Source organism: Actinomyces dentalis DSM 19115, from assembly GCF_000429225.1.
Taxonomy (GTDB): domain Bacteria; phylum Actinomycetota; class Actinomycetes; order Actinomycetales; family Actinomycetaceae; genus Actinomyces; species Actinomyces dentalis.
Window position 1 is genome coordinate 23,775 of the sequence record NZ_AUBL01000048.1, and the last position, 8,388, is coordinate 32,162.

The 8,388-nt window shown below is 71.2% G+C and carries 8 protein-coding genes; 2 read left to right on the forward strand and 6 right to left on the reverse strand.

Annotation, left to right across the window (positions count from 1 at the left end; all coding sequences use genetic code 11):
• Nucleotides 1-113: 113 nt before the first annotated feature.
• Nucleotides 114-1,670, forward strand: a complete 1,557-nt coding sequence (locus tag G446_RS0110795; protein ID WP_026410156.1) for a hypothetical protein — start codon at nucleotides 114-116, stop codon at nucleotides 1,668-1,670.
• Nucleotides 1,671-1,742: 72 nt separating this feature from the next.
• Here the strand turns inward: G446_RS0110795 and G446_RS0110800 are convergent, their stop codons facing one another.
• The 6 genes from G446_RS0110800 to G446_RS0110830 form a co-directional block, all read right to left on the reverse strand.
• Entirely contained in the window at nucleotides 1,743-2,144 is a 402-nt protein-coding gene (locus G446_RS0110800) for a PIN domain-containing protein (protein ID WP_026410157.1), read from the reverse strand.
• A complete protein-coding gene (locus G446_RS17440; protein ID WP_084779176.1) occupies nucleotides 2,141-2,461 on the reverse strand; it encodes a type II toxin-antitoxin system Phd/YefM family antitoxin in 321 nt (106 codons plus the stop codon). Before G446_RS17440 ends, G446_RS0110800 begins: the two co-directional genes overlap by 4 nt.
• Before the next feature lie 64 nt (nucleotides 2,462-2,525).
• Complete coding sequence (locus G446_RS0110810) at nucleotides 2,526-3,287, reverse strand: anaerobic ribonucleoside-triphosphate reductase activating protein (RefSeq protein WP_026410158.1); 762 nt, start codon at nucleotides 3,285-3,287, stop codon at nucleotides 2,526-2,528.
• Complete coding sequence (gene relB, locus G446_RS17445; RefSeq protein WP_051285931.1) at nucleotides 3,280-3,468, reverse strand: type II toxin-antitoxin system RelB family antitoxin; 189 nt, start codon at nucleotides 3,466-3,468, stop codon at nucleotides 3,280-3,282. Before relB ends, G446_RS0110810 begins: the two co-directional genes overlap by 8 nt.
• A gap of 27 nt (nucleotides 3,469-3,495) precedes the next feature.
• On the reverse strand, nucleotides 3,496-5,451 hold the full coding sequence (locus G446_RS0110820) for a ribonucleoside triphosphate reductase (RefSeq protein ID WP_026410159.1): 1,956 nt from the start codon (nucleotides 5,449-5,451) through the stop codon (nucleotides 3,496-3,498).
• 773 nt (nucleotides 5,452-6,224) lie between these two features.
• Nucleotides 6,225-6,890, reverse strand: a complete 666-nt coding sequence (locus G446_RS0110830; protein ID WP_026410161.1) for a hypothetical protein — start codon at nucleotides 6,888-6,890, stop codon at nucleotides 6,225-6,227.
• Between the two features lie 833 nt (nucleotides 6,891-7,723).
• On the opposite strand from G446_RS0110830, the gene G446_RS0110835 reads away from it, so the two are divergent.
• Entirely contained in the window at nucleotides 7,724-8,290 is a 567-nt protein-coding gene (locus G446_RS0110835) for a serine acetyltransferase (protein WP_026410162.1), read from the forward strand.
• Nucleotides 8,291-8,388: the final 98 nt, after the last annotated feature.

The window sequence follows — 8,388 nt, forward strand, 5'->3', positions numbered from 1 at the left end:
CCGGTTCGCGCGAACCGGTCCCGGCCGCGCGACCGATCGGCGGAACCGCGACGCGCCGCGCCCGTGCCCTCCGATCTCCACGCCGGCACATCACGATTAGATAGCCTCGCCGTATGACCGCGAGCAACATTCTTGAGACGACCGACTGGTCCCATCTGCTCCACGCCTGCGGCACCGCGGAGGGGGCGGTCCCCGCGCTCAAGACCCTTCAGGGCGAGGACCCGGACGCGATGACCCAGGCCGTCGACGTCCTGGAGCCGTGCTTCCTCCGCCAGAGCACGCCGTACCCGGCCACGCCGGCGGCGCTGCGCTACGTCCTGGCGGTCCTCGCCGAGTGGGGGGCCGAGCGCGCCGGGGACGAGTCCCTCGCCGACGTCGCCGAGAACCTGAGCATCTTCGTGCGCAATATCGGCTTCCTCCTGCGGCGCTGCGAGGAGGACCTGGCCGGCCGCGCCGTCGACGAGCGGGCGGCGCAGCGGGCCCGCGAACTCCTCGACGAGCGCCCCGCCGCGACGGGGGACGACGTGTGGCAGTCGCTGGGGGAGCTGCGCGACCCCCTCATCTACAACGCCGGCCTGGAGCTGATGGCCCTGGCCCCCGAGGTCCTCGACGTCCTCGTGCCCCGGGTGCCGCGACCCGACGGCCGCATCGACCTGGAGACGCTGGACACCGTGGTGCCGTGGCTCGTCCTGCCCGGGGCGGACGACGCCCGCACGGCCGTCCTCGCAGAGGTCTGCGACCGGCTGGACGGGCTCGACCCGGCCGACCCGAGTCAGCGCGAGGAGCGGCGCACCCTCGTCCAGGTGCTCGTCGACCTCAAGGAGGACCTGTCCGGCCTGGGCGAGGACGAGGATCCCGCGGTGCGCGCACTGGCCGCCATCAGCCGGCCCGAGCAGGAGGGCGCCGTCCCCGAGCTGGTGCGGGCGCTCCAGCGCATGACCGAGGACGACCCCGAGGGCGTCTACGGCCCCACGTGGACGGAGATCCGCGACCAGGCGGACAGCGCCGTCATCCGGGTCAGGGCGCCGCTGGAGGCGCTCCTGCCCGCCGCCCTGGCCCGCATCGGGGCGTCGACCGGGTTCCTGCCCGACCACGACTGGCTCCCCCTGGTCACCCACGGCTTCCCGCCCAGCGGCGGGGAGGTGTGGGAGCGCCTCCTGCCCGAGACGCCGTCGGACGCTCAGATCCAGGTGCTGGCGGCGCTCGCGGACAACCCCCACCAGTGGGATCCGGACAACGAGCACGCCGCCGCCGCCCGCTCCTGCCTGGGGCTGGGATCCATGTCCCGCGAGGAGCTGAGGGCGCTCGTGGACCGCCATCGCGCCGCCGGGTCGGGCGAGCGGGTCACCAGGGTCTCCCGCCGTCGGGCGGCGGCGCGGGCCGCGCAGTCCGCACAGCCCACCCCGACCGCGCCGCCCACGCTGCCCACCCCGGCCGTGCAACCCGCACAGGCCGCGCAGCCCACCCCGGCCGCACAGCCGGCACCGCCCGCGCAGTCCACCCCGGCCGTGCAACCGACACCGCCCGCGCAGCCTGCACAGCCAGCGCCGCCCACGCTGCCCACGCCGATCGTGCCCGGGCCTCAGCCGGGTCCGGCGGGTGACGCGGGCGCCGTCGGCGCCGACGGGCCGAGTCACGCCGGGCGGCCGGGGCGCGCCCCGCAGCCGTGACGCGCCCCGGCGGGATGCGGATGCGTCCCGTCGGCGCCGCATCCGCGCCCGCCCGAGTCGTCGCCACCGCCCTCAGGCGGCGAGGGGATCGACGACGGCGATGTTGCGAGCGCGGGCCGCGGCGGCCAGGCGGGCGTCGTGGGTGAGGACGGTGACGGGATCGCGCGGACGGTCCAGCAGCGTTGCGGTGGCCAGGTGGATGGCGTCGAGGGATTTGAGCTCCCCGGTCAGGGCGCAGGCCCGCTCAACGACGGCGTCGTGGATATCCACGGCCTCGACTCCATCGAAGAATTCCTCGGCGATGTCCAGCGGCAGGCCCTCGCGATGGAGGGCTCTGGACACCTCGATCCGAAGCAGGATGGAGGACAGCACCCGTTCCGCGGGTTCAAGCCGCTCAAAGAAAGCCTTGGCCGAGGACGCCCCCTCCTGTTCGAGAAGGATCAGCAGGACCACCGACGTGTCGAGGTAGATCATCGGTCCTCCTCGCGCTCACCGAGGAGGAAGTCCTCCAGGTCCCTCCCCTCGGGAAGGACGTATCGTTCCGTCGGGAAGCGGAAGGGATGCTTGGCCGGGCGGACCCTGCCCTCGCGAACCATGCGCTCGTACCAGGACTCCTCGCGCCGGATCGGGACGATCCGGGCGATGGGCCGGCCGTGATCGGTCACCGTCACCGGCACGCCGCTCGCCTCGACCTTCCGGTAGGTCTGCTCGGTCAGCTGATCGACCTCGTGCGAGTCGGCGGTCCCGGGATCGGAATCGACCGGAGCGCTCATCGCATGCATGGCATTCATAACACGAGGGTACCGAGGCGGGTTCGGCGCACGGTACTGTCGCCCAGCCCGATCGTGCTCGGGCTCACGCCGGACGGTATGTGAACCGGTCCCAGCCCAGGGCCTCGATCCGCTCAGCCATGCGCTCGCAGGCCGCGTCCCATCCGGGGGCGACGACGGCGAAGCGGCCGGTGGTCCCCTCGCCGCGCGCCTGCTGGAGGGCGTAGACCCGCGCCCCCGCCTCGTGCACGCGGCGGGCGACCTCGACGGCGTCGTCGGCGGTCACGTCGCCGGGGACCACAGTGGTGCGCACCTCGAAGTCGGGGCCGCCGTCGGCCGCGGCCTCGAGCAGCACGTGCAGGCACTGCCACGCCTTGGGCGCCGAGTTCGGCCGCCCGACCACCTGCGCGTAGTGCTCGGGCAGGGCCTTGATGTCCAGGCCCACCCAGTCGACCAGGCCGCGCTCCACCATGTCGCGCAGCCTCCGGGGGTAGGGCCCGGCGGTGTGCAGCCCCACGGCGAAGCCCGCGGCCCGCACCTCGGCGGCGGCGTCGGCCAGGGCGTCCTGGCGCAGCGCCTCCCCGCCGGTGAACACGACGCCGTCGAGCAGCCCGCGGCGCCGCCCCAGCAGGTCGCGCACCTCGCCCCAGGCGACGGCCCCGGGCGTGCGCACGGGGATGAGCGCCTGGTTGTGGCAGTAGAAGCAGTTCCACGGGCAGCCCTGGGTGAAGACCGTTGCGCTCAGGTGGTCGGGCCAGTCGACGGTGCTCATGGGGACCAGCCCGGCGATGACCAGAGCGTCGGCGGGGCCGCCCGACGGGGCTCGCGCCTCCTCGGTCTCAGTCATCGAGGCCGAGGGACGCCGCGATCTCATCGAGCCGGCGCGTCTTGATCTCACCGCGCCGCACCGCCTCCGCTTCTGCCCTCAGCGCGTACGCGTACTCCAGGTCATCAATGTAGGACTCGATGGCCTCGCGCACGCGGAACGTCGCCGGACGACCGGTCCGACTCCCCGGCTCAGCAGCCACCGACTCCTCCTCGCCCGTCGCCGCTCCTCACACGCTCACCGCGCTCAGGCGCGAGACGGCCGGGCCGTGCCCGCCGGCGGCGGCCTCGGTGAACATCTGCCGCTCCATGTACTCGCCCTTCTTGCCGATGTTGAAGGACTTCACGGGGCGGAAGTAGCCCATGACGCGCGTCCACACCTCGCACTCGACCGGCTCGGCGCCCGGGTGCAACTCGGCGCACTTGGCGCAGGTCTTGTGCTCCCCGGGCAGGTAGCCGTGGACGGGGCAGATGGAGAAGGTGGGCGTGACGGTGATGTAGGGGGTGCGGAAGGCGGTCAGGCTCCGGCGCACGAGCTCCTTGCAGGCGGCGGCCGAGGAGATCCGCTCGTTCATGTACAGGTGCAGCACGGTGCCGCCGGTGTACTTGGTCTGCAGCTCCTCCTGCATCTCCTGGGCCTCGAAGGGGTCGTCGGTGTAGGCCACCGGGATCTGCGAGGAGTTGGTGTAGTAGGGGTTGGACTCGGTGCCGGCCTGGAGGATGCCGGGGTAGCGCTTGCGGTCCTCCTTGGCGAAGCGGTAGGTGGTGCCCTCCGCCGGGGTGGCCTCGAGGTTGTACAGGTGACCGGTGGCCTCCTGGAACTCCACCATCTTGTCGCGCACGTGGTCGAGCAGGCGCACGCACATGGCGTGGCCGCGCGGGTCGGTCAGGTCGTAGGCGTCGTGACTGAAGTTGCGGACCATCTCGTTCATGCCGTTGACGCCCAGGGTGGAGAAGTGGTTGTCGAGGGTGCCGAGCCAGCGCTTGGTGAAGGGGAACAGACCGGCGTCGATGTGGTGCTGGATGACCTCGCGCTTGAGCTCGAGGGTGTCGCGGCCGATCTCCAGCAGCCGGTCGAGGGCGGCGACGAGCCCGGCCTCGTCGCCCGCGTGCAGGTAGCCCAGGCGGGCCATGTTGACGGTGACGACGCCGACGGACCCGGTCTGCTCGGCCGAGCCGAACAGGCCGTTGCCGCGCTTGAGCAGCTCGCGCAGGTCCAGCTGGAGGCGGCAGCACATGGAGCGGATCATGCCGGGGTCGAGCTCGGAGTTGATGAAGTTCTGGAAGTAGGGCAGGCCGTACTTGGCGGTCATGGCGAACAGGCGCTCGGCGTTGTCCGAGTCCCAGTCGAAGTCCCTGGTGATGTTGTAGGTGGGGATGGGGAAGGTGAAGACGCGGCCCTCGGCGTCGCCGGCGGTCATGACCTCCATGAAGGCGCGGTTGATGACGGCCATCTCGGGGGCGAGGTCGCCGTAGGTGAAGTCGCACAGCTCGTCGCCGATGAGGGGGTGCTCGTCGGCGAGGTCGTCGGGGCAGGTCCAGTCGAAGGTGAGGTTGGTGAAGGGCGTCTGGGTGCCCCAGCGCGAGGGGACGTTGAGGTTGAAGATGAGCTCCTGCATGCACTGGAGGACCTGGGTGTAGGTCATGGAGTCCAGGCGGACGAAGGGCGCCATGTAGGTGTCGAAGGAGGAGAAGGCCTGGGCGCCGGCCCACTCGTTCTGGAGGGTGCCCAGGAAGTTGACGATCTGCCCGACGGCGGAGGAGAAGTGTCGCGGCGGGTTGCAGGCGATCTTGCCGGGGATGCCGTTGAAGCCCTGCTGGAGGAGGGACTTGAGCGACCAGCCGGCGCAGTAGCCGGAGAACATGTCCAGGTCGTGGATGTGCAGGTCGCCGCAGCGGTGGGCGTCGCCGGCCTCCTGCGCGTAGATCTGGCTCAGCCAGTAGTTGGCGATGATCTTGCCGGAGGTGTTGAGAATCATCCCGCCCAGCGAGTAGCCCTGGTTGGCGTTGGCGTTGACGCGCCAGTCGGAGCGGTCGAGGTACTCGGTGATGGTGGCGACGGCGTCGACCTGGGGGCGCGAGCCGTGGGCGACGGCGGAGTCGTCGGAGCCGCGGGCGACCAGCTCGGGGTGGGCCGCGGCGAGGTGGGCGGCGGCGGGGGTCTGACTGCTGTCTGACACGAGCATCTCCAGTTTCATTTCGATGAACGTAGAGTCGCCGTCGTGACGACGGCGGCGGGGGCCGCCGCTCCGGCGCCCGGCGCCGGACCGAGGAGTCCGGCGACCGACGTCCGGGGCGGCACCACCTGCCCGACCTTACAACCTGCTCGCGCCCGCGCAACCCATATCCGGTGGTCGGACCCGGTCGCGACCACAACATGTTGTGGTCGCCGCACCTTCCGCCACCAAGGCCGACGGCGGCTTCCGCCGGGTTCTCGCGAGGAGGGCGACGAAAACTTCAGGTGACCAGCATCATATTTCCTTAGGCGTCGTCGTCCCGATCGGCGTGTCCCGACCGCTCACCCCGCTCACCCCGCTCACCGGCGTCGTCGCCAGGGCCGTCGCCGCCGACGATGTCCCGCGCGTCTCGACCGGCCGCGGCCACCGCCGGAACGCGACGACTTTCGGGAACAACGTCCTGCACGTCGCGACCGGCCGCCGCCCCGCCCGCGGGGGCGCACATCCCCACGGCGTACTCCCGTAGGTCCACGACGGGCCGCCGCCCCGCCCGCGGGGGCGCACACCGCGCCAATATCGTGTGCGGGCCCGAGGGGCTGCCGCCGCCCCGCCCGCGGGGGCGCACACCGCCGACGCGGACCATTCCGACCGCACCCGGGCGGTCCCCCGCCGCCCCGCACCACCTGGGCGTCGCGTCATGCTCCGGACCATCCCGACCGCGCCGGGCGCTCCCGCTCGCGGGGGCGGCGACCGTCACTGCCGTCGTCGAATAAGACGCCGCATCAGATGGGGACCGCCTCGTGCATGACGAGGTCGTCGGGGTCCGGGGTCCGCTCCTCGATAAGGCCCTCCACACCCCATCCGACGACCTCCTCAGGGCTGATGAGCCCGAGGACCCACTGGTCGGCGCAAAGGGCGAAATCCCTTTCGTTGAAGGGAAGGGCGTCGTAGTCGTAGTCTCCGGGAGGATAGCTCCCCTCGTCCCACAAGCAGGACTCGAAGGGCAAGGGCGTGCCGGAGTAGTCCAGGGACATGTCACTCCCGCTGTCGTCCTCGTCGAAATAGTCGTTGCACTCGATGCACACGTAGCGATCCCAGCCGGGGGCCCTGACAAAGAACTCCACCGAACTGACAACGGTTGAGGCCCACATCGACCACACGCCAAGCCCGTCCGGTCGATGCTCCTCCGAAGAAAACCTGTACTCCAGGTTATTGAGCACGCTTCCGTCCCCGCCCAAAACAATCGTCGACCCCCAGGTGCCGAGGAAGATCCGGCGCTCGGGCCCGCGACCGAGCATCATCCCGACCGTCTTGCCCGTGAGGCGCCAGCCCGGCAGCAGCATTTTGAGAGTGCTCGCAGCCGCCCGGGGACCTCCCTCCGGATATTTGAGAAGGTCCAGGCGGGGAACGGTGGCGGAGACGGCCAGCCACCCGCTTTTATAACCCATGAATCCTCCTCCGGGCCGACTAGTCCGCTCCCGACAGAGGGAGTATAGGACGACGTCCGCCGACTGACCACCGGGCCGGGGGCGCAGTCGCCCGGCCCCGTGTACGTGCTCGGGCGCGCACGTCCGACCACCGGGCCGGGGGCGCGGAGCGGCATGATGACACGGAAGACCAGGGCGGACAGAAGCGGTGCGCATGGGACTCCTGGGGCGGTCCGGGGCGGGGCATGTCCGAATCTGTTGCAAAGACGCTCCGCGGCGGGATCGGCGGCGATAAGAAGCGCGGAATATCAACGTTTCTCCTCGCTCTCTCCGGCGCGATCGGGGCCTTTGCAACAGATTTGGACAAACGGCGCCGCCGCGGGCATTCGAGAAGGGCGGTCGCGGGTCGGGCGGCGACCATGGCGGGCACACCAGCGATCTCGCGGACCGCGGCGGCGATCCATCGGGCGTCGGTCTCACGGGCCAGCGGGCCCCTCGACGCCGAGGACCCCGCGGGAATTGCCGCCACACCAAGAGACGCACCCGCACCTGGGCCTCGCGCGCCGCCGGCGGGGCGGAGCCGTGCGCGACGGCGAACCTGCTGGCGCGCCCCCCGCCGATGGAGGAGGCCTTGGAACTCGCGCGCACGCTGACTGCCCGCCTGGAGCGGATGGCCGACGGCAGGCCCGGCGCATAGGGCCGGGCGCGGCGCACCGGCGGCGGTCCCTTGAGGTCGAGGAGGACCGTCCGGTATCCGCTGCCCGACGCATCGGCGGCGGACGGAGCCCTTGCTATGCTGAGGAAGCGCACGTCCCCGGCGAGCCGCTCGACGCCCACATCCGAAGCGAGGCCCTGTGAACTCCTCCTCACGATACTTCGAGACCGATCTGTTCCGGTACTTCGGCCGCACACGAGTCGGCTTCCGGGAGAGGTACGGCGAAAGGCAGCAGCTCAAATATCTGCGGCTCCTGCGGCGAGCGCAGCACACATCCTCGCGCCTGCTCAGGGTGTTATGGCGGCTGCGACTCTCCCACGCCTCCGCCCGGACGCACATCCACATCCCGTGGTCCTGCAAGATCGGTCCCGGCTTCTACATCGGCCATCTCGGCCGGGTGATCATCAACCCGGCCGCCGTCATCGGGCGAAACTGCAATATCAGCACCGGGGTGACGATCGGCATGATCCCCGTGGGCCGCCGCGCGGGCGCGCCGCGCATCGGCGACCGGGTGTGGATCGGGACGAACGCCGTCATCGTCGGGGGGATCGAGATCGGCGACGACGTCCTCATCGCCCCGGGAGCATTCGTGAACGTCGATGTCCCCTCCGGGGCCACCGTCATCGGGAACCCGGGCGTGGTGCACCCCGACCACCCCTGCCCGAGCGAGTACATCCAGAACCCCTGGGAGGGGCCGGAGCCCTAGGGCGTGTTGCGTAAGTCGGGTGGGGGCGGCGTGGCGTGCCGGGCGGGGCGAGGCCCTCGGGGTATCACGGGTGGTGTGAAATCGAATCGCGATACCGG